Annotated in this window: 20 protein-coding genes; 2 read left to right on the forward strand and 18 right to left on the reverse strand. The window is 45.3% G+C overall.

The window, feature by feature from the left end; all coding sequences use genetic code 11:
- The 17 genes from cas1 to VIP81_RS17760 all read right to left on the reverse strand — a co-directional run.
- Positions 1 to 670 (reverse strand): CRISPR-associated endonuclease Cas1 (gene cas1, locus VIP81_RS17680; RefSeq protein ID WP_331963817.1); only part of this gene is annotated, 670 nt, incomplete at its 3' end.
- Positions 667 to 1,200 carry a CRISPR-associated protein Cas4 gene (gene cas4, locus VIP81_RS17685; RefSeq protein ID WP_331963820.1) on the reverse strand — a complete coding sequence of 178 codons (534 nt, stop codon included), beginning with the start codon at positions 1,198 to 1,200 and terminating at the stop codon, positions 667 to 669. The genes cas4 and cas1, both read right to left, overlap by 4 nt.
- Before the next feature lie 6 nt (positions 1,201 to 1,206).
- Positions 1,207 to 2,271 carry a hypothetical protein gene (locus VIP81_RS17690; RefSeq protein WP_331963823.1) on the reverse strand — a complete coding sequence of 355 codons (1,065 nt, stop codon included), beginning with the start codon at positions 2,269 to 2,271 and terminating at the stop codon, positions 1,207 to 1,209.
- A 16-nt stretch (positions 2,272 to 2,287) separates the two neighbouring features.
- Complete coding sequence (locus VIP81_RS17695; protein ID WP_331963826.1) at positions 2,288 to 3,571, reverse strand: hypothetical protein; 1,284 nt, start codon at positions 3,569 to 3,571, stop codon at positions 2,288 to 2,290.
- Between the two features lie 10 nt (positions 3,572 to 3,581).
- Positions 3,582 to 5,720, reverse strand: a complete 2,139-nt coding sequence (cas3, locus tag VIP81_RS17700) for a CRISPR-associated helicase Cas3' (protein ID WP_331963829.1) — start codon at positions 5,718 to 5,720, stop codon at positions 3,582 to 3,584.
- A complete protein-coding gene (locus VIP81_RS17705) occupies positions 5,720 to 6,292 on the reverse strand; it encodes a hypothetical protein (protein WP_331963832.1) in 573 nt (190 codons plus the stop codon). The genes cas3 and VIP81_RS17705 overlap by 1 nt, the downstream gene beginning before the upstream one ends.
- A 9-nt stretch (positions 6,293 to 6,301) precedes the next feature.
- Positions 6,302 to 6,958 (reverse strand): CRISPR-associated endoribonuclease Cas6, encoded by a 657-nt coding sequence (cas6, locus tag VIP81_RS17710; RefSeq protein ID WP_331963835.1) that lies wholly within the window; start codon positions 6,956 to 6,958, stop codon positions 6,302 to 6,304.
- A 274-nt stretch (positions 6,959 to 7,232) separates the two neighbouring features.
- Positions 7,233 to 7,652, reverse strand: coding sequence for a hypothetical protein (locus VIP81_RS17715; RefSeq protein WP_331963838.1), 420 nt, complete (start codon positions 7,650 to 7,652; stop codon positions 7,233 to 7,235).
- A gap of 74 nt (positions 7,653 to 7,726) precedes the next feature.
- The gene (locus tag VIP81_RS17720) at positions 7,727 to 8,290 is read right to left on the reverse strand and encodes a Crp/Fnr family transcriptional regulator (RefSeq protein WP_331963841.1); all 564 of its coding nucleotides are present in this window, start codon (positions 8,288 to 8,290) and stop codon (positions 7,727 to 7,729) included.
- Positions 8,291 to 8,345: 55 nt separating this feature from the next.
- Complete coding sequence (locus VIP81_RS17725; RefSeq protein WP_331963844.1) at positions 8,346 to 9,329, reverse strand: TlpA disulfide reductase family protein; 984 nt, start codon at positions 9,327 to 9,329, stop codon at positions 8,346 to 8,348.
- Between the two features lie 82 nt (positions 9,330 to 9,411).
- Entirely contained in the window at positions 9,412 to 10,605 is a 1,194-nt protein-coding gene (locus tag VIP81_RS17730; protein WP_331963847.1) for a TlpA disulfide reductase family protein, read from the reverse strand.
- Between the two features lie 39 nt (positions 10,606 to 10,644).
- On the reverse strand, positions 10,645 to 12,756 hold the full coding sequence (locus VIP81_RS17735) for a carboxy terminal-processing peptidase (protein ID WP_331963850.1): 2,112 nt from the start codon (positions 12,754 to 12,756) through the stop codon (positions 10,645 to 10,647).
- A 32-nt stretch (positions 12,757 to 12,788) separates the two neighbouring features.
- Entirely contained in the window at positions 12,789 to 13,616 is an 828-nt protein-coding gene (locus VIP81_RS17740; protein WP_331963853.1) for a putative zinc-binding metallopeptidase, read from the reverse strand.
- Between the two features lie 24 nt (positions 13,617 to 13,640).
- Positions 13,641 to 15,146, reverse strand: coding sequence for a RagB/SusD family nutrient uptake outer membrane protein (locus VIP81_RS17745; RefSeq protein ID WP_331963856.1), 1,506 nt, complete (start codon positions 15,144 to 15,146; stop codon positions 13,641 to 13,643).
- A gap of 24 nt (positions 15,147 to 15,170) precedes the next feature.
- Positions 15,171 to 18,815, reverse strand: coding sequence for a SusC/RagA family TonB-linked outer membrane protein (locus VIP81_RS17750; protein ID WP_331963859.1), 3,645 nt, complete (start codon positions 18,813 to 18,815; stop codon positions 15,171 to 15,173).
- A 54-nt stretch (positions 18,816 to 18,869) separates the two neighbouring features.
- Positions 18,870 to 19,979: a FecR family protein gene (locus tag VIP81_RS17755; RefSeq protein ID WP_331963862.1), complete on the reverse strand. Its 1,110-nt coding sequence runs from the start codon at positions 19,977 to 19,979 to the stop codon at positions 18,870 to 18,872.
- A gap of 4 nt (positions 19,980 to 19,983) precedes the next feature.
- Positions 19,984 to 20,559, reverse strand: coding sequence for an RNA polymerase sigma-70 factor (locus VIP81_RS17760; protein ID WP_331963865.1), 576 nt, complete (start codon positions 20,557 to 20,559; stop codon positions 19,984 to 19,986).
- Positions 20,560 to 20,876: 317 nt separating this feature from the next.
- Between VIP81_RS17760 and VIP81_RS17765 the strand changes: the two genes are divergently transcribed.
- Positions 20,877 to 21,935: a hypothetical protein gene (locus VIP81_RS17765; protein WP_331963868.1), complete on the forward strand. Its 1,059-nt coding sequence runs from the start codon at positions 20,877 to 20,879 to the stop codon at positions 21,933 to 21,935.
- Positions 21,936 to 22,057: 122 nt separating this feature from the next.
- On the opposite strand, the gene VIP81_RS17770 is transcribed toward VIP81_RS17765, so the two are convergent.
- On the reverse strand, positions 22,058 to 23,113 hold the full coding sequence (locus VIP81_RS17770; RefSeq protein WP_331963871.1) for a DUF2167 domain-containing protein: 1,056 nt from the start codon (positions 23,111 to 23,113) through the stop codon (positions 22,058 to 22,060).
- A 726-nt stretch (positions 23,114 to 23,839) separates the two neighbouring features.
- Here VIP81_RS17770 and VIP81_RS17775 point away from each other — a divergent pair.
- The coding region (locus VIP81_RS17775; protein WP_331963874.1) for an NEW3 domain-containing protein at positions 23,840 to 24,609 on the forward strand (770 nt) is incomplete at its 3' end.

Consider the following 24,609-nt stretch of genomic DNA (forward strand, 5'->3'; position numbering starts at 1 on the left):
AGCTTATAGTGGAATTTAACTGGCTATGATAAATCATGTCCAGGCAAAGAGTATAACACATCATGTTCACAAAGGAGATCATCGCATTGACTTCATTGTTAGGCGGTTGCTTAGTTCGATTAGTCATTTCAAAATCATTAATGATTAAATCGAAAGCCTCATAGTAAGTTTGACGAATATTCCCTTCTATGCCCATTAATGTTTCAATATCCGGGGTCAATAAAACCCGTGCAGCAAGCGCTTCTATCTTCTCAATTTGTGAGGAGGTATTCTTATCCCGATTGTTATAATAACGTAAGTTCTTCACCATATTAAACGCAGCCCCTTCGATAAATTTCTGTGCAATAGGCAGCCGTTTTCTTAGCTTAGAATATGCCTCCACCTGTGCAATCAATACTTTTCCGCTAAGCAAATAATCCTTGGGCATAAAGCTTCCGGTGTAGTGTTCATAATGATCAAAAAAATGAACACTTATTTGCTCTTTTCCCAAAAAATTGTACAACGCGCTATTGGCGTCTAAGGCGCCAATAGTATATAAATTATCAACCCCCTCTACCGGAATAAATCTGGGGGTGCCCTCCGTACCGGATTCATCTATCGGGGTAAACTTCAAGGTATTATCCTTACGGCTCATCCTACCGGGATTGAAGAGATAGTAACTCTTTTTCATATCTCATCTATATAACAAAGATCATAGTAAGAACAGTTCTTGCATATCTTGGCATTTATTTTCGGCGGACATTCTTCCACTTCCTGTAACAACAAAATTTTCTTTACGATTAACTCCAAATAGATTTCGTCAGCATCGGACAGCTTCAAGATTTTTGTCTCTCTTATTTTTGGATACTCCAATACGGCACGAACATCTGAAACATCATTAAGTTTCAATAACCAGACATAATACTTCAACTGCCATTCATGAGCCTCCTCCATTTTATCACTCCGCTTTACTTCATGGATTGTCTTCTCCTTTACATCATAAAAATCAATTTTCCCGGAGAGTAATATCCCATCATCTGTCGTTGCAGACAAATCTATTTCTGTATACTTATCAGCTCTTTGAGGATAGCTTATTTCGTGAAGCAATTTTCCATCATATACAACATCAGAAGTATGCTCCATATTTACGCCATTCGCAAAGAGCCAAAGTTTGCGATGACAAACATGATAATAATTAATATAGGTTGCCGTCAGTTGCATGATAGGCTACACTGTCTTAAGTTGGTTCTCATAATCAAAAGCATTCATCATTTCAATCAATCTCTCTTCCGCTTTTGCCAACGCATCTGCGCTCTCATTTACCGTAACAATATAACCAGCACATGGCAACGTAATAAACAGCTCCGCTCCCGCCGTCTCATCAATAATAGGTTTTGCTTTCGCTTTATCTCCGTCATCAAAGAGTTTAGCCCTTATCGCCCCTGTCAAAGAATTGGCATTGGTACTAATGGCTACGGCAAGTGTTTCCAGCAAACTGAAGGTACGTGCCTGGTTGGAGGTAATTCTCCAGTTCAACAAGGCATGAGCCAAAGCCGGAATTACTTTTTCTCTTTCTTTTTTAGGCATGATAAGGCATTTGCCAAATGTATTCTCTCCTTCAATCCAGCCTTTCGACTTTAATTCATCTATTTTCTCTTTATTGAGTTCCGGCTCATGCTGATTTGTTGATACAGAAAACAATGTCCTTAAATCAATAGCCACATCAAATACGAAAAGGCCGCTGGCTCTTCGATTATCCGGGATCCAGTTACGACGCGGCAATGTCCGGTTATTAGTGGCCAAAAAAGTTTCAATCTCCTCCTCCGTCAATAGTTTTTCACTACCCGCCATTCTCACATTTACCGGATGCCGATCCGGCCGGTTACTTCTGTCAAAGGTCAGGTTCTCTTTTATTGTTCCTGATAACAACGGATGCAATGGACGCATGGCAGAAATCGACAATGGACTACGCCGCTTAACTGTTATGCCATCTCCGGCCCGCATCCATCCTCCTATGAGCTGATCGATGTAATTCGGATCACAGGGAGACCAGGGCTCCTTATTTTCAAGTTGCTTGTCCTTGGTAATATTGTAATTAAATGTTACTGGCGCCATTTGAACGTTTAAATTCGAGGTAAGTTCTTCGAGAATAGAACGCTTTACCTGTTGACCACTGGAATATGCACAATACTGCCCAAATTGACTATCATAATATACCTTCTGACCTTCCTGTACTCCAAAAACCGTGTGCTCCGCATGTTTTAATGCTCTTAAATAGATGTATGGCTTCATATCTTATAAGTTGATTTTATTTACTGATGGATGCAAATTGAAAACGAACCAGCGTGAGAAAATAGGGAACATTATCGTCAGGCATTTCATGGACTAATTTGCCCATTTCTACAAAAGGAATCTTGTCTGCCGCCTCCTCTACCACAACCAGGAGATTGTTAATAAACTGTTTGGTAGTGGTGGAAGACAATACCGTATTTACATGGTTTGTCTTATCCTTCTTGCCCTTTTCGCTACTTAAAGCATACTGATTCAGGGAGATCGCAAACTGATGTGCCTTTTCCCAAAGTTGTTCCTTGTTAAGCATGGCTAATAACCAGATTTGATATGTGTTGAAATTAATAACCTTCTTTTCATCCTGCCTATTATAAATGGGCATCTTACCATTGAGAATAAACTCTCTCAAGCCCTTCGGCTCCATCGCGTTGATACCTATAGCCCCCATCTGGCAGGCCTTTTCAAAACCAAAGGCAGTACCAAACAGGCGCTCTGCCTGATCTCTGCTGGAAGTACCAAAATATTTCTCGTACAAATGTACAGGTCGTTGTATTTGTGGTAATCTAAAGGGAATAAAACCAACAGTAGTATTCGTCTGACCAAGATTATAGACGTATCCCGTCATCTGTGAATCAGGGTAGGTGCTGGATATTCCATACATCAATGCCACCCAGGATTGTGTACTTACTTCCAGTCCACCATCCGTTGTAGCACTAATGCCGCTAAAATTAGCGGTGGGATCATTATTATCATAAACCCGGGGGTTATAACGATGAGTCACCCATTGACCATTCCAGGTATTAATTTGATTTCCCCTTAACTGGATTGTCTTATTAAGATACTCCCTATAGATTTCCCATCCCTGAAAAATATCAAGCAGCAACGAAGGTCTATCAAAAAGAATGGAAAGTCCTCCCTGAATACCCACGCCTAATCCACTTCCAATCCAGGATAAATAAACATCTTCCTCATTCAGTGGAATATTTAAATTGGTCAATTGCCCGGACGTTGTTGCTGTTAAATCGAGCGAAGGAAATCCGATAGCAATACTGGCATCTGCTGCACTATCCGAAACTTTCTCCGTCAGAGTTGCCAGTCGCTCCCGGCGTTCAGCCGGTGATGGCGGCGCTCCTTTTTTTATTCCCTGAACAAAAGGGGAGTTAGTCACCCATTGCATATATTTCTTTTCATCAAAAAAAAGAGGAAAATACTTCTCTATGAAAAAGTTCTTTGCCTGATAAGCACTTCCATGCTTCTCGTTATAGGCTTTTAGGAATATCTTTCCAATATTGACTGCTATCATAGTTTTACGCTTATAAAAAACGGAGGGTTACATCATAAAATTCTGGTTTTGCATACCTGGCTTTAAATCCTTCATCAGCGTGGTATGCTTTGGATGGAATCACAAAGGGCCTTGTACCAACTTTCAATTTATTAAGATCATTGAATGCAATTGCACGATAAGAAACAGGAATTTCCAGCTTAGACTGTTCTGCATAACTGGCCGACTCATAAAAAGCCTGATCCGCCTCATCAATACATGTAACAGTATCAATATCCAGCGCATCAAGTAATGCAGAGTTGGGATGATGCCATAATTCTTTAATCCGCCACTTCCCATTTACAAAAACGGCATCCAAATCAATATCGGTAAATATAATATCTGGATACACCTTATCAATCATCTCCTGCAAGTCCCTTTCCTTCAATAACGCCCCATCGGGTAGCACCTCATAACTTCTTCTTAATACCGCGATGTCATATGGCAAGGCATCTTTATCATTTTCAGGAGGAGCTAAAACATAAACGGGTTTGTAGTGGCCAATCGTTTCTCTATTTCTCTTTCTGTTTATTCTGCCAAATCTTTGTATTAAAGCATCTATAGGCGCTGCTTCTGTAATCATCAAATCGAAACTGATATCTAAACTTACCTCTACCACTTGCGTCGCAACAACAATACATGCATCTTCACTTTCATTAAATACTTCTTTTAACATAGTTTCCAGCTCTGCACGCCTCCCCCGCTTAAACCGGCTATGAATAAGCATTTTCTTTACATTCGGATATTTATCACACAGTTCATTAAATAATTCCTGCGACCGTATAACCCTATTGGAAACAATGAGAATTTTTCTTTTTTCCTTAACTGCATTCCCAATTACGTCTTCTACTTCGGCAAAATCACACTTCTTATAAACAATATGGCGATCAAAAGTGTCCAAAATACTATCTGGTAAAGCTTCTTCGTAAACACTGTTGATTCCGCCCATTATTTGCAGCAGCCGATTATACAGGATTGTTGGCATCGTAGCAGTGCCAATATGAACCCGGCAACCAATCGCACAAAGCATCTCTACTATCTTAAGTACAATCGCCTGCATGGTAGCTGAATAGGTATGTATTTCGTCCAGAATGACATCGCAACTCCTGATATCTGCAATGAGTACTTCAAAACCTTTGGTTCCAAATACAAGAGATGCCATTTGATGCGGGGTAAGCACCTTAACCGAAGCCCCTATATGGCGCTGGAGGATTGTTTCCTCCAGCTTCTTCCCCTCCAGCTTCAAGGCAGAGGAAGCGTGTAATAAATGAACTTGCGCCCCGGTATGCTCCAAATCTTTCTTTATTCTTTCATACATAGCGTTGATGGAGGCCTGAAATGGAAGTGTATAAAAAACTCTTCCTGTACATCGTTTTAATAAGAAATCGGTTTTCCCGGCGCCGGTGGGCGCAGTTAATAATGTATGCCTTCTGGAATCGTCGCCCGCAATAGTAGAAAGCGGAAACAGTTCGCCTTCTCTACTATAAAAACTTAAATCCGGCTTAATAAAAAGTTGGTCTACAATATTAAACACTTCATTATCCATTGCCGAAGCCAGGTGATCTGCCGCCATTAATAAGCCTTTCCAGGGTGAATATCCATAGGTTTTCGCTTCGCAATAGCTTACCACCTCCTCAAAATTCCTTTGTGCATCCGCTAAGGAGACAGGTTTTACATCAAACCCAAAATGTTTCAGTATATCTAATGCATCCGATCCCCATGATTCAAATCCCACTGAGTGTCTTTCAAAACAATCATCCATCGTATCAATCATGTCCAGAATGCCCTTCTCTCCGGCGTCCTTATAAATAGACTTATGATGGGCTACCACCATATCTATAATAGCGTATCTTTCAATTTCGGACGTCAATGAAATAAAAAATAAAGATCCTATTTCATGTCGGTATACGAAACCCGGTGGGCGCCTAAAGCCCTTCACTAAAGTATTTTGAAACTGTCCGCTTGCCTTTCCGATATCATGCAGGATCGCTCCTCTATAGGCTATCTGCGTGTCTACATCCATATTCCGGGCAACCTTTACCGCAATAGCGGCAACATCATGAAGGTGTTGAACTAAGGTTGTTCGACCGTGCCGTTCACCTTTTGCCAACAAATGATCAAATCGCTTCATTAGATGTTTTTTACGGGGTTGCCACTTACGGCTAGCTGCCCATACATCGGCGCTGCATTATCAAAACGATTAAACCCTACAAGGAATGCACCTTCCATTTCACCAAACCTCAACTCAAAACCATCCAAGGCATCAAACTCCGCCTCTTCCATCACAACTACTTCCTGTTCGGGAAATAATATATCTTCATTCCGGCATAGGCAAATATGCTGACCTGCTGCAGCCACGGCATCCACGCGCTCCGGGAACGCCAATTGTAGTACAGGCGCCACCAGGGTACCTCTATCTAAAATGGAACGATTACGCACCATTAAATGTTGCTGTTTCTTGTATTCCCAGCCTCTTGTTTGGGTTACTTCCTGCTGAATACTGACAGAAGAATAAATAAGTTTATGGCGGACAATTTTATGAATCCCTGGTAACAATAGTGTTTCAGGAAATAACTTCTTCTCTATCCCTTCTACAATTGAAGGTGTTAAAAACTGCTGACTGAAAGTTTTACTATCTCTAACAGCTGTCCAGGGTTTAATAAAACCGAACGGACCAGCATATTTAACTATATAATATGTCATATTATGATTTCATTTTAAAGCCCCAAATCCAATACCGGTACTACTTCCAACACCCACCTCCCAAGCAAATGCTATCTGCTCTGGTGTGCCTTCAATCACCACGGGGCATATATTTACCCTGTTTCCAATTTCTTTATAGTAAATAATTTTCGTTCTGGCCATGGGATAGTCGTTCAGAAAACTGACTTTAACCCCTTCGTCAGGCAACCCAGCCTTTCTGAGCTTGGTTCGTAATGTCTCTGTTAATAATATTCCACTTTCTGCTTTATCATAAGTGTAATGTATATCTCGCCCATCTACCATTCTTTTTATAAGGACCGGGCTTCTCACAAACATTGTTTCTCTATTTGAAAAGGCAGGTGTTTCCTGAATAATTACATCTGTAACTGTCAAGCCGAAAGCCAAATATGGGTCCTTCTGAATACCTCTTACAATCTTCCTGATAAAGTCAACGTCATATGCCGATATCTCCATACTTCCACCCCCAGCAAAGGAAATACCTCCCGCTGTTGCCTTCCCGTTTTGCAACCAGGAAAAAGAATACAATGAAGTGGAATTATGCCAATCATTTTCTCCTAACCACTTATGAATGGCACCCGTAAGCTGCGGCTGATAGTTAAACGGTATGGTCTTTTTACTTGAGTCTAGTAGTATGTTTATTCTCATGGAATGATATTAATCAGGGTTACGCTCTCTAAACCTTGGCATTATTAATTTTAACCTTACAATTTTGTTGCTATAAATATAAAAAATAATTATTATAAGTCCAACCCATTTAAGGGAAACATTAAATAATGTTACATTAAGGTATACACTTTACTCCCTCTTAAGGTACTATTCCCCATCAAATAATTACAAAAGATCGTCTTGTCGGGCGCACAAACAAAATACCTCCGGGAATCTGAATCCCGGAGGCAGTTTATTTGGTTTCAACACTGCTTCAATAATCGTGCATGGAATAAACCCCGTGTTCCGCGGTAATTTTCAATCTCGCCCGGTAAGCCATGGGATTAAAATTGATGCTTTTATAATATTCTTTAAGAGATTTCTCCGCATTCTCATAGGTCTCCTGGTTGGACCATGTGGTTACAGATACCAAACTCAGATTACCTTCCTCATCGAACTTCTCATAAGTTTGGCCTTTTACAAATCCGGGGAGTGATTTCAAAAAAGGGCCTGTGATGCTTTGTTTTCTGAATTCTTCCAGCGAGCTTTTGGGCACAAAAACTCTTCCGATTACGATCTTGTTTTCCATGGCTTGTTGATTGATTGAAGATGAGGTGGTTTGTCCTTTAGCTAACAACGGCGCTACCATCATAACGCCTATTATTACCAGGTCTTTGATCTTGATTAATCTCATAGTTTTTCAGATTTATTTCAAGACAAAGGTGGGACCATCCTGCATCATCGGGATTGACATAGATCAAAATCGTATTATTTCTTTGACTTCACCCGGCTGAGTGTTTCTTCTCTCATGTCGAGAAAAGAAGCCAATACTTTGTTCGATAGTCGCTGTATCAAGCCAGGGTTACCTTTCAACAGTTTTTGATATCGCTGTTTGGCGTCGAGTACCATCAACGCTTCTATTTTTCTGCTCTGGTTTAAATAGGCCCCTTCGAGACAGCTCAGATAAAAATCTTTCCAGGTGTTATCCGTGTTGATGTTATGATGGAAGTCGGTATAGCTGATGGTCAATAGTTTTGTATTTTCAGCCGCTTCAATAAACTGCAGCGAAGGTTGTCTGGATATAAAGCTGGTCCATGCAGTACCAAAGTCATTTTCAACCATGACGGCACTGGTCTTTTCAGCGCCTTCTTTATTAATGAAAAAAGTGCGGATACAACCTTGTTGCACGTAGTACAACGCGTTACAGACTTCACCTTCGCTCAACAGGTATTTATTCCGGTTCACTTTGAGCGGTGTAAAAGCGGCGATGATTTTGTCGAAGTGCTCCCGCTGAGGCACAGCGGGTGCATAATGTATTGCATCCTTTTTCATGACTAAAAGTTAGCAAATTCTGTTTGCAAAATGATGGTTTCCGTTGTGAATAGATTTATGGATTTAGTCTGGCCAGTATTTCCGGCAGTTGTGATTTCATGGAAAAATCCAGCCAGGCCGCAATCTTCCCATCTTTCCCTATTACTATCACATGCGGAATGCTTTTGATGTTCAGCAGGTTCTTAATGGGTGCGTCATTACCGAATCCACCCTCAGCCAGCCCCTGCTTCCATTCCATTTTCGTTTCTGCCATCGCCTGCCGCCATTTATCGGAATGCTCATCGAGAGAAACGGCTACGAACTCCACTCCTTTTTCGTGATATTGATTATAATATTCACGCATGGTGGGAATAAAGTTTCGGCAGGGCGCGCACCAGGATGCCCAAAAGTCCAGCACCACCACTTTGCCCGCCAGGTCTTTAACGGAGAACTGAGTACCGTCGGGAGCGGTCATGCTGAAATCGGGCATGTTTTTGCCCGCCTCCGTAGTTTTGAATTTTGCCAGTCGTTCACCAACTTGCTGCCCGAAGTAAGACGCTTTATTTTCGGGGCTCAGCACCGTGTATGCATTTTGTACTTCCTGGTATTCGCGGGTAAATGCGTAGGCCAGGTAAGCCGATATGGGTTTAGCGGGAAATTTCTTCACAAAGTCCAGTGGACTACCCTGGCTTTTCTGGTATTCATAATACTGATCGTTGAGTGTACCTCCTGTAAACTGATCACCGCTCAGTGTTTGCAGTGTGGAATTAACCGTATATGCCGTATTCTCCAGCAAGATCCTTACGGTGCGCGTGCTCACTTTTAAATCGACAACGCCGGGATGCAATACTTTCCCGCTAATGGTAAATTCGCCCTCCACAATGCGAACGCGTTCGGGTAATTGATCGTGAATTAGCGCCACACCTTCTTCGGTACGTTCCGTGATGGTTACGTAGCCGCTGAGAACCCCTGAAATTTTCCCTTTGATGACGTAGCCGTCACCAGCCAGGCAACAGAAAGGGAGCAGCAGGATGACCGCTGTTTTAATAATAAATTTCATGAGTATATACTTTTAGGAAGATAAAAAAATGGGGACCAGCCTTTTCCGGCAGGCCCCCTGGTGTTAGAATAGCGGGCAATAATTATTTGATAATTTCAGACAGTTTTTTGTCGATCTCCTCACCATAAAGTCCTTTTGCCAGAATCTTTCCATCGGGTCCAATGAGTACATTGAACGGAATGGCGGAAGCGCCGTATGCCTGGGCCACTGGTTCGGCCCAGCCTTTCAGGCTCGATGCGTTGGTCCAGTTGAGTTGATGGCTTTCGATGGCTTTCATCCAGGCATCCTTTTTACTGTCCAGTGAAACGCCGAGTACTACCAGGTTTTTGTCCTGGAATTTATCTTTCGCAGCTTTCAGAAATGGTATCTGCGGTTTGCAGGGACCACACCAGCTGGCCCAGAAATCCAGCAATACATATTTTCCTTTGAAATCGGCCAGGGTAATGATTTTGCCGTCTACGTCGGGAATGCTGAAATCAGGTGCGGGTTTACCGGTAGCAACGGTACTGAATTGAGCATCGCCTTCTTCCGCCGTGTTAGCCTTTAACGATATGGGCGCCTCGTCGATTTGACCGTAATGGAGGTGCCGCTGAACGATGCGGGAACTCCTGGCATGCTCCCCCAGTCCTGCGATCAGGGAATCTATTTCCGGGAGAGGGGTGATGAAGCAGGTAATCAGGTAGCCCGCCACACCGGAGTTAGGATTTTTGCGGATCCATTCCAATATCTTCGTTTTCTGAATTTTCTTAAGCGAATCGATTTCCTGACCGTATGCGTTGTAAGCGTCTTCGTCGCCCACCTGGTAGGCTTTCATTTTATTTTCGTTCAAATCAAACAGCTTTTTACCAGGGCCGCGCTGTGCGTCTACCATCGCAAATGCTTCCTCCCACTCTTTCACCCATTTGCTGCCAGATACCTTTGCCTTGTCCAATCCGGGCTCCTTACCAACGATGTTCATTTGACCATCTTCTACGTATACGATCTTGGTATTGCCCATATTTATCTCCGCGTCGCCGATCTTTAAAACGTAAATACTACCTCCTTTCGGCAGTGGCATGTGGAGGGTGAAGCCATGGTTTTTAACGCGCACCGTATCGAATTCACCGGAATAGGGCTCGTAAAGCGCCACCAGTGTATCGTTCGGAAGATGATCGAGATGTGCAGTAATGACGGCCTTCTTATCTGTATTCACCGAAAAGGTCTTCTTCCCGTCTTGCTGCTGTGCAAAAACGCTGAGTGCAGGCAGACAGCAAAGTAATAAACAATATTTTTTCATGGTTCGAATATGTTGTTTTATGAATGAATGTATGTGCAGTTATAGAGTAGTCTGTTTCGCACTGGCGGCCAAGTCTTCCAGGATAGACACAGAAGAATCGATGTACACATCCTGTCCCACGAGTTTCAACCATTCCTTATTCGCGTCAGCGCCAGGTGCTTCTTTCAGCAAATCGGGCCGGATGCTTCTATTAACAGGCAACTGTGCGTGTAAATCCTTACCAGGCTGCAGTCTGCTGCCTTCACGGATATTCTTTTCCATATGTGCAGTAGCTTCGTAATAGCGACGGAATGTTGCGAAGTCGAGTGGTATGGGTTGACTGGCCTGCGCTTTCAAACGTGTCATATTCTCCGAGACAATAGCAAACGCCGGACTCGCGGCCGCGCGGGTACGGGCTTTGGTCACCACGTCTTTATAATCAAAGCGCGTACCTGCCAGCTCAAACGGCGGAAATGCAATGGTGTCGCATGGCAGACTGGTAGGAAAGTTGCGTTCCCGTTCGTCCGTCGGCTGCATATTTTCCTGGAAAATCACGTCGGGTACTACGCCCTGAAGCTGAGTAGATGTTCCGGTGATGCGGTAAAACTTCTGACTGGTAATCCGCATACTGCCATAGCTCACGTCTGCTGTGCCAAGCGCGGGATTGCCGAGTTTCCCGATGTTGATGGTCATCTGTGCCGTGCCTTTTCCATAGGTAGATGATGGCCCGGCGATGATCCCGCGTTTGCGATCCTGGATCACGGCCGCGAAGATTTCCGAAGCGGAAGCACTGCCTTCATTCACCATCACCACCAGTGGTCCTTCGTAGGCAGGGGCGATAGCAGGACCGTTGTACCGATCGACTTTCGTTTGTGTACGCAGCCAGGTGACCGGGCCACTGGGGAGAAAGATGGAACTCATACGCACCACTTCGTCCAACGAGCCGCCGCCATTACCGCGGAGGTCTACGATGATGCCTTCTACTTCCTGCTCTTTCAGCGCTTCTACTTCCCGCGCCACGTCGACCGAAGCACCGGTGAGGTTTCGGCCCGAAGGATCGAGATAGAACATCGGCAAATAGAGGTATCCGAATTTCTTACCGTTCTTTTCGAGTACAGCACTCTTCGCTCTGTTTTCCAGGTCAACCACTTCTCCCCTTTTTATGGTTACGGTCCGCGAGGTATCTCCGGCCTGACGCAGCACCATTTTCACTTCGGTGTCCTTGTCCCCGCGGATCATGCCTGTTACCTCTCCTGCTGTGAAGCCGGATACAGGAACGAGGCTGCCTTTGTTATCGGAAATGGAAAGGATACGATCATTTTCCCTTACCATACCACTCTTTGCAGCAGGACCTCCGGGTAGTAGTCTTTTGATATAATATTCTGTTTCCTTTTCGGCCAGTTCCATGCCCAGCCCGAAATATCTTTTGGAGATCTGTTCTTCCAGGGCTTTGTCTTTCGGACCGCTATAATAGGTATGCGGGTCTATCCCGATCATGGCGGCGGCAAGGTAGGCGCTGAATTTTTCATCTGCTGCACCAGCCTTCTCTGCAAGGCGGAATTGGTCTTTATACCATTTGTGTACCCTTTCGCGCGCTTTGGCTTCGGTGGCTGGTTCGGGCAGTGTGGCGGCAGAAAGCGTATCGCCTGCAGCAGTTTTCAGCTCCATGTAATTACGCATTACCTGGTACTTAAGTTGTTTGCGCCACAAGTCCTCCTTCTCTTTTTGTCCTGCAGGGTAGCTGCGTGCAGCGCCGGAGAGCAGCAGGGTTTCGGGCTTAGCATAATCGAATTTTCCGGCCAGGATCTTTTCGATGATGGCTTTATTCTCTGTTGTTCGTAGCCGGTAAACCGCATAAACGGCATCAAAAAAATCAGTGTGCAAGGCAGTGATCTGGTCATCGAGCTGCTTGCGTTGCATGGTGAGTTTATTGATATCTTCCTGTAAAAAAATAGTGCGGCTGGGGTCCAGCTGATGGATGTAGCTATCCCATACATCTGCCGACCAGGCATCATCGAGCGGCCGTGGCGCGAAGTGTTTGGTTTTTATTTTTTCCAGGACATTGCGGATAATTTCACTGCGGAATTGTCCCGTTTGCGATTGCCCACGCGCTGCAAAAGTGCATGAAGTAGCCAGGGCCGCCAGTATAAGGGGCCTGTATCTATAGTTCATATCTTAATCCTTTAATTGCTGATAAAAAGGCTTTACGGCAAGTCGCCGATGGCCTGAAGGTCTACTCCGTATTCCGTTTTATAGTAGTTGATAATGACGTTGTACTTTTGGCGGATAAGCCCTTTGGTATCGATATCGGGTCTGAAATAATCCGCTTCCAGTTCCGCGGTGCTATGGCAGGTGATCATATCGATATAGGACATAAAATCCTCTGCCATATTTAGTGCGGACCCAAAAACATCAGCAACCACACCGAACTGATACCGGTTCTGAAGATTCAATGTTCCATATTCCGTAGGCGACAACTGAACAAAAGCAGACGGAATTTCAATGCTCCTGGTCCGGTAGGCACGTTCCCAATAGTAATGATGCAATTGGCCACGCAGCTTCCTGGTTTCCTGTGGTGTCAGGCGAACAAGCGTACTATCGGCCCAGCCTATGGCGAACATACTGGCGGTACTGGCAAACCCGATAGGAATATTCCCTGAGCTGTTTACGGCAGTAACACGGGAGGCCAACAGCACTTTTAACGGCATGGTTTTATGCAGGAAGCTGTCCGGATAATATGCCATCAACTGATTCCTGAAAAAGTTCAACGCTGTATCGATATAAGCCGGGTTAGCGTTGAATGCACTATCCTGCCTCATCCTGGAGTAATCATATGCATAGTCTGCCTGCGAAAAACGGTACAGGATATAAGTCCCGAATTTTGCATGAATGGACATGATCGTATCATCGGCCACGGTGTTACCCTGCGGTAATTTGTACGGACTATCGTAATCGTCGCCCGGCGTTAGTTTCGCTTCTTTCTGGCAGGCCATCATGGCCAGGGCCAGTATGATAAAGAGGTATGATCTCATGAATTAATTTTTACTGAATGACAATCAATCGGGCTGACGTTCGCCGGCAATCGCGGGATTGCGCGTCAGCGCCGGATTTTGGGTAATGACATCTTCCGGAATGGGAAGGATATATTGTGGATCTCTTTTTCGGAGCGTATACGTTTCACTGTTCACCACACTTGTCATAAAAATATGTTTGATTTCAGGCATCCCGTACCGGCGAAGATCGAACCACCGGTGCGCTTCCTCTCCAAACAGTTCGCGACGACGCTCCTTGCGGCACATATCGAGCAGTATCGGCGCAGGCTGCAGCCCCCAGGGTTGAAAAGTGGAGGACTGGAAACGCTGCTCCCGGAGGGTATTCAGACTTTTCAATGCCTCCATTGCCGCGGCGCCATCTCCCTTGGTTTTATACAGTTGGATATAGGCTTCTGCACGATTAAGGTAGGCTTCGGAACTACGCCATGAATTGGTGGCACCTTTTTCCCCCTCAATACCGCTTGGCAGATGTTTATTTTGTTTATAATCAAGCGCAACATATTCTTTCAGGTAGGCGGGAATCTCAGTGATGGCAACTGTTTTGCGCAGGTCGTTTTCTTCGAAACAATTAAAGAGATGATGCGAAACCTCAAAGTAGGTGCCGTAACCACCGGAAACATATGGGTAATGTTCGAGATAGTTGCCATAATTCCATAAAGATTCAATGTTCGTTGGTCCCTCCAACATGTTACCCAAATCAGGAAGTGCATTCTCCCAATTGTTGTAATTCATGAGTTGCGGGTGATACCTGATCACCATGTCTGCATGCTCAATACTTTTTTGCCAGTTCTCCATATACAGGTATACCCTGCTGGCCAGCAGATGCACGGCTACATGATTCAGGCGGAGTTTATTGTTCATTGCTTTCGATAAACTCAGCAAGGCGATGGAACTATCGAGGTCCGCAACGATCTGTTGGTATACTTCCTTCACGCTGTTTCTTTGCGGACGTGCATCTGAAAGTGCTGAAGTAAGGCGGATGGGAATGCCGGGCGATTTATCCGGCGTAGTTAGCGAATCATTATAGGGCCGGGCATATAGGTTTACCAGCATAAAATGGTAAAATGCCCTCAGGCCAAAAGCTTCTCCTTTCAACTGATCTTTCTCTGCCTGGCTACCTATCGACTTGTCGGCATACTCCAGCACTACATTCGTACCCAGCAGCAATTTGTAATAGTTGCCCCAGGCATTGGTCTCATCCGGTTTGATCGCATTTGCATTGTCGTATGATAACGATGATTGCCATTGATAAATATTCTTCGAATATGCCAGGAAGCCAGGGGCCTCCATTTCGTTGAAGGTCCCGAGGTAACACTGTACATCATCGTCCAGGAACGTTAGCCAGGGATGCATTAATTTCAAATTGTCCGGATAACCGTCCATTAAAAGGATCTCCGCGAAATCGGCTGTAGATTTTGGTGTTACATCCGAAGGAGAATATTCTTCCAGAAATTTCCTGCAGGAAATCAGGGAGACGGAAACAAGCAGTATGGTCAGTATTTTTTTCATGTGCTTACATTGAAAGAATGGCTGCTAAAAGGATGCGTTGATGGAACCTGTAAACTGGCGCGTCATGGGTAACGCCGACGAGCCTACGCCATTGATCTCAGGGTCTTGTCCCCCGAGCTTTGGATTGGCGATGGTAAATACGTTAGACACGGTGAAGCCAAGACTAAGGGCGCGCATGCCCATACCGCTCAACCGGGCCGGAGGCACGGCGTAGCGCAGGTTCAGTGCATTGCAGCGGAGATAATCGTTTTTAACCGTCATGAGATCGGATTGATTATAAGCCTGCAGGGGTGAAACCTGGATGAATGACCGGTTGCCGTTCGAACTGCTGGTACCGGTATTGTAGGGAATGTACAGATACTGGCTCGCCTCAGTAATATCCAGTGCCACAGGAACGTTGGTATACATTTCATCACCTGGTTTACGCCAGCGGTTCAAAAAATCGCGGCTGGCATTGGCCATGGGCGCCGGTATGCCGTTGAGCCCTCCGGAATTACCGAAGATGGGATTCAGCCTTTTCACGCTACCAAGACTGAGATAAAACGAAGACGTCAGTGAAAACGATTTGTAGGTAATCGTGGGCATTAACGTCATGGTCACCTTTGGATCTAACTGTCCGGAGTATACGAAGAGATCATTGGGGTCTGATGTGAATTTAGGCCGGTCTACATTTTGGAACATAGGGATACCGGTTTGGGAGTTCAGCCCATTGAAAATGTAGGAATAAATGCCGGAAACAGCTCTGCCAGGCAAATTGCCCGAACCGGTGAACAGGCTTTGGTAGCCAAAATTGCTGGTCTGATTGGCCAGTCTGTTTAGGTTCCTGCTGGTACTGAATGAAAGAGAAAAGCTCGCATCTCTCCTTTGGATCAACCGGGCCATGGCACTCAACTCCAGCCCTTTATTAAACACTTTGCCACCATTCCTGTACATGAACGTCATGCCGTATTCGTAAGGGATGGGCAACTGGTCTATCACATCGGTTGTTCTCTTCTCATAGTATTCTGCATTGATCGTTAATCTGTCATTGAAAAAACCCACATTGGTACCCAGGTTTACCTGGTACGTTTTTTCCCAGCGCAGATCCGGGTAGGGCATGGATTTAATAGTCTGGTAGGGCGTTTGGGTAATAGGATCACGTTTTGCCGTTGTGTATTGGGAAATGAGATTAGGCCCTACAGCTGCCACCACGTTGCCCTGCGTACCGAAAGACGCCCTCACCTGCCAGTCGCTCAGTATGCCTCCCCTAGGGAACCAGCTTTCCATCGTCGCGTTCCAGCGGCCGGAGATGCTGTAGTTAGGCCGGAAGTTGCTATTGGCTTTTTTGCCGAATCTATTGGAGCCATCGGCACGCACCGTGGCGCTGAGGATGTACCTGTTCTTCATATTGTACGCGGCTGTTCCATACAGGGAAACGGCATTTTCTTTTGCGAGCGTAAGACTGTTGCTGGCAAGCTGCTGGAGACCTCTGGGTGTGGGAGAAAAAATGTTACCGCGGTCGGGAAAGAATCCCGGCAGCGTATGCGTTTGTGTATTACCCGTTTTGCTGTTCAATTCATTGCCCAGCGAAATGTTGATCTGATCGCGCTGATCAAAAATGCCGGTCGTGTAATCGATACTGTTCCGCAGACTGTAAACGGTATTGTTGTAAGCCGTCATATACGCCATCCCTCCAACAGGTAGCGTGGCGCTATTAACCGCGGCTGCTGTAGGCGTCCAGGATTGCTCCCAACCTCTGATAATGGCAGTACTATAGGTATAGTAATCTCCATATGTCATGCCTTCCGACGCATCGCTTATGAAACTGCTGGAATTGCGGAAATAAAATCCTTTCCCCAGTTTGTAATCGAGGTTCAGGTTGGCAGTAACAGATCGAACTGTGGACGTATTTTCGGAATGAGCTATTTCGTTACGGGCATTCAAGGTAATCGGTGGTGCATTCACGTTCAGGTTATATTCGTTTTCGTAGGTCGTACTATTTTTCATTGGGATAAAATCGTCCGGGCTGAAAATACGATTGGTTTGCAGCGCGTAAGACAGCGGATTAATACCGTAGTATCCCTGCGATTTACGAAAGTTACCATTCAGGCTCAGGTCAACCGTGAGCCGTTTACCTATTTTGGAGCGCAGATTCAGGTTGGCTGCATACTTTTGAAGGGCGTCTTTTTTGGCGGCGCCTTTATTATCTGCATACTGCAGCGATGCATAATAGGTTGTTTTCTCATTGCCGCCGGCCAGACTGAGGGAATGCAGCATGCTGAACTGATTTCTGAATAGCTCCTTAAACCAATCCGTATTCCGCGTTTCCAGCACTGCGACTTGCTGTTTGAATTGCTCCTCGTTTAATTTACCGGCCCAGCGGCGCTGAAGCAATCCTTCATAGGACAAACTCTCTTCGAAACCATTTTGGTTAAACACTACATGATCTTCCTGGAATTGCCGCGACAACAAAACCCTTTCTTTGGAATTCATCAGGTTCATGCCCTGGTAAGTTGGCCGTTGCTGAAAAGATAAATCTGTATTATAAGTAATCTGTACAGGCCCCTCCTTTCCTCTTTTGGTGGTGACCACGATCACTCCGTTTGCGGCGCGCGTTCCATAAATGGCCGTAGCCGCGGCGTCGCGGAGAAAGGTGATGCTTTCAATATCGTATGGGTTCACACCACTGATGGCATTACCCATCAGCTCAAAATTGGATTGTGAAGCGTTGTTGATAACGTTGTTGAGTAATGCGGAAGAGATGTCTACCGGGTCAGGACGGATCATCCCATCGATCACCCACAGCGGGGCAGCATTGCCCAGCAGCGTAGAGGTACCCCGCATCCGCAGTTTTGGCGCCGCGTTGACGCCGCCGGAAGTATTCACCACCATAAGTCCCGGCACTTTACCCTGGAGCATTTTGTCGATGGAAGGAGCGCCGGGTTCAATTACCTGCGCGGCAGTGAGCTTCGTCACCGAGCCAGTGGCGAGGCGCGGGTCGATTTTCTGGTAGCCGTTCACCACCACTTCCTGGATGGCCTGTACAATGGTATCCATCTTTAATCTTACCACCTGCTCCTCCGTCCTTATCGCTTTGTACATGAATGGCTTCATCCCCAAAAGACTAAAGCGCACTTGCTCATTTTCGCGGGGCATGAGCACGAAATTACCGTCGGGCTGCGTCACCGTCATTACGCCGGTTTCCAGTGCGCGAATGCTCACGCCGGCGAGAGGCACACCTGATGCACTTATCACCTGCCCTCTTAACACCACATGCATATCATTCGGTTTCACCACTTCAGCAACTGCTTTTTCTTTTTTGCCCAGGATCACCCCTCCAAAGGTTACCGTATAGGTAAGGTCGGTTCCTTTAAGGATCTCGTTCAGTAGTGCTTCAAAAGTCACGCCCTGCATGTTAACCGTGATGGGCGGTTGTTGCCTTACATGTTCGTCGTTATAGGTAAAGCGTACCTGCATCTGCCTACGCAGATCTTTCAATACACGCGACAACGGATATTTTTGTGCCTTGTAAGATACCTTTCTGGAAAGGATCTCCGTGCCATCGTTGTCTTGTGCAAAGATGGCGCCGCTGGCCAATAGCAGGCCAAAGAACAGCACGATGACGGATGTCAGGATATAAAATCTCCCGGTATCCTTTCGTTGAAAGGACGGGTCAGATAGTTTTCTCATGTTGACTTGATATTTTAGCTACAGCGCATCCACGCTAAGCGGAGTTTGGTTGATTTATGGCTGTCTCGAAATCATAACTGTTTTTCCTTTCACTTTGAATCGCAGATCGGTCCCGCTAAGTTGCGTCAGCACTTCCTGTAGCGTGCCGGGACGGGGCATGTCCAGCGTAAAGCGCAGGTTGGCGATAGCCGCATCTTTAAATTCAAACGTGTAATCGTAGTAGCGGGAAAGACTTTCGGTGATCCTACCGAGTGGTACCGACTCGAAGTACAGATCGCCTTTCACCCACGCCATATAGTCTGCCGGGTCTACGGTTTTCTTTTGGAGAGAGCCGTCACCTGCAAGGAACGTCGATTGCTCGTCGGGCTGCAGGAGGAGGGTTTGCGCTCCTGCCGTCACCTGCACCTTTCCAGTACGGAGGGTAGTCACTACTGAGGCATCGTAATTCCGAACATTGAAAGAGGTGCCAAGTACGGTGGTGGCAGTTTTTCCAGTATGAACAATAAACGGTTGATCCGTTTTGGACGCCACTTCAAAATATCCTTCCCCTTCCAGGAATACCTCCCGACGCGGCCCGTTAAAAGCAGCAGGGAACACCAGTCTGGAGGTGGCGTTCAACCAAACCCGGGTGCCATCAGCCAGCAGTAGCTGGAAGGGCGTACCACGGGGGATTTCCAGCGTATCCATTTTTTCCTGTGCAGATCGGGTGGTGCCGGCCATATATACCAGGGAATCGCCGCCGGCATTTATTTGTGCGATATCGTTGTGCTGAATGGAGCGCGTTTCTTTATTCAATTCGATGACGCGGCCGTCTGATGTTTTAAGGCGGACCTTTCCTGTTGGCATCTGGTTAGCGATTTGCGGTGCCTGTATGGCCGGTTGCAGGAGCCAGAGGCCCGCTCCTATCGCCAATGCTACGCTGGCCGCAATGGCCAGCCGGATGATCATAATGCGCCGTGTTTTTTGTTTATTACGCAGCGTTGTAAACTCCTGCCAGCCGTCCGATTCATCGAAGTCTCCCGCCGACAGCAGGGCACGTGCTTCCCGGGCGGCAGACATGGCAGCGAATTCTTCTTTCGTCATATCCTGGGGTATTTTTGCTTCCTCTAATGATTCCAGTATTTTATTCCAGTCCATTCCGCTATCATTTGTCGGTACTTGCATAATCTCAGTTGAAAGATTTGAAAAATAGGGTCAGCAGCTTGAAACAGAACAGCAACGATACAGGCGCCATCATCCATTTACACTCCACTCTCAAAAACTGTAACGCAAGCCTGATATGCGTTTTGACGGTATTGACCGAAATCCCGAGCTGCAAAGCGATATCCTTGTATTTGATCTTCTCCTGGTTGCTCATGAGGAATATTTTCCGACGTTGCTCCGGCATTTTTTTCAGTGCCTCCCATAAAGCGTTGTACTGCTTTTCCCTGGATTCACCGTCTTCGACAGCAAACTGCTGTGCAAGACCGTCCATCACTTCCAGCTCTTCCAGCTTCATCTTTCCCGATTTCTTCAGGAAAGTGATGGCAGAATAGCGAATCGCTTTGCTGGCATAACTTTTAAAGTCGTGCGTGATCTTAATCTGGTGTCGTTTGTTCCAGTACCCCAGGAAAAAATCCTGGACAATATCCCGCGCAGCATCTTTATCATCCACCACATAGTAGGCTATGGTGCACAATGAAACAAAATGTTGTCGGAAAAGCTCCTCGAACGCAGCGTTGTCATCTGAAATTGGTTGATGCATATTCCCAATACTTCTGTCAGCGTAATAATACCGGTCGTTTCTAAGCCGGAAGCGGCCTATCATACCATGAATCAATCTTTAATTTGTTCACTCCGGGCAGATCTTCCCTATCCGGGCAGCGTTGTTCTACAGTCTTCTACTCACAGGTCTTGGAAATTGGCAAAAAGGGTGAAGAGAAAAGTAAAAATAATTGAAAAATAATATTTCAACGGTGATGCATAGCTGATTTTCATTAATAATTATGCGCCATTGAAAAAGATACCCCTTGGGGAAAAAGTAGATTGTGTATTACCTTTGCGACGGTATAAACAAAAGATATGAGTCAATTTCCGCATATAAACCTGTCATTAAAGAACAAACTGACATTCACCGCTAACCCGGTAAACGTAGTGCCATTGCCGAATGGAGAGATCCTGATGAACTTTGCCAGTCAGCCACTGATTACAAAGCTCAATGCCGACCTTGAAATTGTTTGGGAAAAAATCATGAAGGGACAGAATGCCAATTATGTGAGCAGCAAGCTGTCGGCCTCCTCTGATGGCCGCCTGATTGCCATTGCCGGCATGACCGATATGCGCATTCTTGATGCAGAAGGAACCACCGTATTGCATACTGTAACGCATGAGTCCTGGGGCTGGTTCCTGGGCGCTGCCTGCTATTTCGCCAGGGATAATAAAACCATCTGGTATGTATTGCCCGGTGATAAAAATGAAACCGACGAGCTGCAGGTAATGGATGCTGCTACTTTTGAAGTCATTGCTTCCTACCCCCTGCTGGAAAGTCAACAATACGCCTATTCATTTCATAGCACACCAGACAATGGCATCATCCTGCTGGAAGCTGCTGCTGGTCAGGAGGAAACGATCCTGATGCAGTTACAGCTGAACGACGGTATCATTTCCCTGACGGAGCTTACCCAATGTGAAGATGTAATCATGGGCAACTTTGCGCCATCCGGAAAAGAGTTTGTGATGGCTCCACATTATGACGGGCCGTTGGAAATCTACTCCTTCCCTGAAATTACCAAGGTAGCAGCATTAGATCAGGTAACTATTTTCGATGGCAGTAAAGACTTCCCCGCCGCAGAACCGGATAATATCAACTACAGTGTATTTTTTGTAGATGATAATAATATCCTGATTGTTTCCCAGTTTGGAAGATTGTTATTACTGGATAGAAAAGATTTACGTTGTAAGGCCGAGGTAATGCCGGAGGGTATCGAATTTACAGCATATGACCTGGACGGTAATCCTACTACCAACCCGGATTATATCTATGATTACAGCAGTAATATTATCAATGTAATGATTGTGCATGACAAGCTGCTGATGACGACCGGTGATGGTCAGTTGAGGAGTTATGAGTTGCCGGTGTGATAAAAAATATTAGGGGTGTCTTCTGATTTTGGGAGATGCTTTTTGTGGTGAAGCCATTTGAATAATCGCTATCTGAAGGAACAGGGAGGACACTCTTTTTGAGCAGTCCTCCCTGTTTTTTATCATGGTTTATCTTCCGGTTGTTCTTCATCTCCCGGGAGATGGTTATGCGCAGGTGACTCTTCTGTAGTCGCTTCTGCAGTCGGTTGCCCTTCTTCGCTAACAGTATTAAAAGCCGCCGCTTCTTTTGCTTCTTTTTTGCGGTTGAACAGGCGCCTGAAAAATCCGATCAGGGCCATAAAGCCGATTACGATGAACTTCCAGCCGGCGGCCAGGTATTTCACCAGGATGGCAAAGAATCCAATCTTAGCCAGTACCTTACCTGCCACAAGTCCGCCGATAGACCATGCTGCCACATTATCTATTTTAGGATCGAAATCGAAATAGGTATTACCGTCGGTGAAAGTAGCCATGTGCAATACTTTGCTGATATCGGCTTTTACCACTGGCAGTTCGCTCATTTTGCAAACTGCATTCAGGGATAAAACACCATGTCTACCCAGAATACGGATCTCGTAGTTCAACGTATGGGCGCCTTCCTGGTCATCGAAACGAATTTCCTTAGCCCAGTGTAATACCTTGTTCTCCTTGTCATAAAAAGGCTGTTGTGCCCATCCAATCAGATGGATACCGGCATAGCCCTCTTTGGTTCGTGCTTCATTCGATGCCTGCTCTCCTTCCTGGAGATTCTTCATCATTTCCTTATAGTCGATTTTTTCTGCATCATCATCTTTAACGTAGCCAATGTCTTCATATTCCACTATAAAAGCATAGCTACTATCAGCAAAGGGATCTGAGCTTTCCGGAAAAATCATCCCCAACGTATTGTTAGAGGTTTCCGGCGGGTTGCCCCAGAGTGTGGTCAGCACATACTGACTTTGTTTCTTATTCAGAAACTTAAATCCGGCAGGCACATTTATTTCTGCTTTACCACCTTCCAGTTTGATGGTTCCGGTTTCATAATGCTGTGCTTTTTTAATGGAATCCACATAGTTATTCATCTCCTTTTGAAAGATCTCTGTAGAATCTTCTGTGGGGTTAACAGCGAAGGCAGTTGGGGCTGCGGACAAACGCAGGGCTACAAACAGGCATCCTGCCAGGTACAAGTACTTCAACATAGGTAATTTGTGTTTATGCCGCTAATTTGCAATAAATATTCCGGGTACAAAAGCGATCGGATAATATTACAACTAATGTGGGAGTGGGTTACAGGGGCCACACAAGATAAAATTAAAAGCCACAAAACCGCTTTAGCAAAGGGTTTTGTGCTATCACTCCTCACCATCAGCTGTTTTTTTTGTTGACGGGACGATATCTCGTATATGTGCCATCGCACTACCATCTGTCTTTTAACATTCTTGTAACAATTAAATATTTAATTTTCACACACTCTTGTAAAGAGCATCTACAATTGTTATTTTAATTAGCGTAAATATTTTCTATCTGATCTTGTTTTAAACGATTCAATTTCATTTAGCATGATGAACATTTTAAAGACTAAAAAAAGTACATTTCAGGGTATCGGCCACACCACGAGCCGACAAAAAACAAGCATTATCCTTACCGCTGTTCCTGACACCATTAAAGGCAGTTTTCTTTTCCTGAAAATCAGACCTTATCATTAGCCGTAAACCGCATTCAATTTCCCCATCAAACATTTAACCTGATATTCAGCTGTTGTGGCTGTTGACATTTTATTGTGCTCACCCGGCATTACAAGGGTGGCATAGAGCTTTTTTATTTTCAGAAATCTAAATTTAGTTATCAAGAGTATGTTAGTATCATTTAATTATCGGAGCGCTTTTCGTACATTATTTTCTTGCTTTATCTACTCCGCATTTACAATGCCAGTACAAGCCCAAAAGAGCGCTGGTAAAGACAAATCAGCCTTTACCGCCAGGCTGATAAACATAGAATCTACCTCTAAAGATCCATTTCGGTATACCGCCAGTCTGCACAACGGCAGCGGTCATTCGCAGGTATATGAAATAAGGTCTGGTTTGCCGGAAGGATGGAATGCCATCTTTCGTGCAGAGGGTAGCCAGGTTGCCGGATTGCAAATGGACTCAGGCCGAACCCAGGAAATTTCCATTGAAATCGCTGCAGCTCCTTTAGTGAAGCCCGGTAAATATACGATCCCGGTGATGGCAGTTACTGAAAGAGATACACTTCACCTCGACCTGGAGGCCGTTGTAAAAGGCAATTACAGTATCGAATTAACTACTCCATCGGGGCGTTTAAGTGATGATATTACCGAAGGCCGTAATAAACAAATTGAACTGACGGTTAAAAATACAGGGACATTACCATTGGAAGGATTGGAGCTCTCCGCGCAGGCACCCACCAGTTGGAACGCCACATTTGAACCTGCTAAAATAGACAGACTGGATCCGGGTAAAGAACAAAATATTACTGCCACCCTGAACGTACCCAATAAAACTATTGCGGGTGATTATGCGACCAATTTTACTGTCAGAAATAATAGCGTAAACAGTAGTGCTGTTTTTCGCATGACAGTAAAAACCTCTCTCCTGGCGGGATGGATAGGTGTAGTGGTCATCTTCTTATCATTGGGAATGGTGTATTATCTGATTCGTAAATATGGAAGGAGATA

Origin of the sequence: Chitinophaga sp., from assembly GCF_036566945.1 — a bacterium.
Taxonomy (GTDB): Bacteria; Bacteroidota; Bacteroidia; order Chitinophagales; family Chitinophagaceae; genus Chitinophaga.

Bases quoted from the DNA above. Each gene is read 5' to 3' on its own strand.
- cas4 (WP_331963820.1), bottom strand. From the start codon at position 1,200: ATGCAACTGACGGCAACCTATATTAATTATTATCATGTTTGTCATCGC.
- VIP81_RS17690 (WP_331963823.1), bottom strand. From the start codon at position 2,271: ATGAAGCCATACATCTATTTAAGAGCATTAAAACATGCGGAGCACACG.
- VIP81_RS17695 (WP_331963826.1), bottom strand. From the start codon at position 3,571: ATGATAGCAGTCAATATTGGAAAGATATTCCTAAAAGCCTATAACGAG.
- cas3 (WP_331963829.1), bottom strand. From the start codon at position 5,720: ATGAAGCGATTTGATCATTTGTTGGCAAAAGGTGAACGGCACGGTCGA.
- VIP81_RS17705 (WP_331963832.1), bottom strand. From the start codon at position 6,292: ATGACATATTATATAGTTAAATATGCTGGTCCGTTCGGTTTTATTAAA.
- cas6 (WP_331963835.1), bottom strand. From the start codon at position 6,958: ATGAGAATAAACATACTACTAGACTCAAGTAAAAAGACCATACCGTTT.
- VIP81_RS17715 (WP_331963838.1), bottom strand. From the start codon at position 7,652: ATGAGATTAATCAAGATCAAAGACCTGGTAATAATAGGCGTTATGATG.
- VIP81_RS17720 (WP_331963841.1), bottom strand. From the start codon at position 8,290: ATGAAAAAGGATGCAATACATTATGCACCCGCTGTGCCTCAGCGGGAG.
- VIP81_RS17725 (WP_331963844.1), bottom strand. From the start codon at position 9,329: ATGAAATTTATTATTAAAACAGCGGTCATCCTGCTGCTCCCTTTCTGT.
- VIP81_RS17730 (WP_331963847.1), bottom strand. From the start codon at position 10,605: ATGAAAAAATATTGTTTATTACTTTGCTGTCTGCCTGCACTCAGCGTT.
- VIP81_RS17735 (WP_331963850.1), bottom strand. From the start codon at position 12,756: ATGAACTATAGATACAGGCCCCTTATACTGGCGGCCCTGGCTACTTCA.
- VIP81_RS17740 (WP_331963853.1), bottom strand. From the start codon at position 13,616: ATGAGATCATACCTCTTTATCATACTGGCCCTGGCCATGATGGCCTGC.
- VIP81_RS17745 (WP_331963856.1), bottom strand. From the start codon at position 15,146: ATGAAAAAAATACTGACCATACTGCTTGTTTCCGTCTCCCTGATTTCC.
- VIP81_RS17750 (WP_331963859.1), bottom strand. From the start codon at position 18,815: ATGAGAAAACTATCTGACCCGTCCTTTCAACGAAAGGATACCGGGAGA.
- VIP81_RS17755 (WP_331963862.1), bottom strand. From the start codon at position 19,979: ATGCAAGTACCGACAAATGATAGCGGAATGGACTGGAATAAAATACTG.
- VIP81_RS17760 (WP_331963865.1), bottom strand. From the start codon at position 20,559: ATGCATCAACCAATTTCAGATGACAACGCTGCGTTCGAGGAGCTTTTC.
- VIP81_RS17765 (WP_331963868.1), top strand. From the start codon at position 20,877: ATGAGTCAATTTCCGCATATAAACCTGTCATTAAAGAACAAACTGACA.
- VIP81_RS17770 (WP_331963871.1), bottom strand. From the start codon at position 23,113: ATGTTGAAGTACTTGTACCTGGCAGGATGCCTGTTTGTAGCCCTGCGT.